1 protein-coding gene is annotated in these 219 nt (G+C 44.7%); it reads right to left on the minus strand.

Annotated elements, in window-relative coordinates:
* The coding region (locus AC0QH1_RS12850) for a group II intron maturase-specific domain-containing protein (protein ID WP_324631536.1) at positions 1 to 219 on the minus strand (219 nt) is incomplete at both ends.

A 219-nucleotide genomic window follows, 5' to 3' on the forward strand; every position in this document is an offset into this window, starting at 1 on the left:
TGGACACTGCTGTTGAGTAGTAGTTGCTCCAACCTCTGATGACCGGGTTGAGGTGTCTTATTAGTCCCTCTTGCGGTACTGCTCTGTGGGAGTCTACTATTTCCTTAAGTTTTTCGTAGTGGGTTTTGATGGCTTTTTTGCTGGGTTTGATGATGGTTTTGAAGCCTAGTGGATTGCCATGCGTGTCCTTTCCGGTCTTATATTTTCCGACTTGATATT

Source organism: Phormidium sp. CCY1219 (assembly GCF_055795085.1).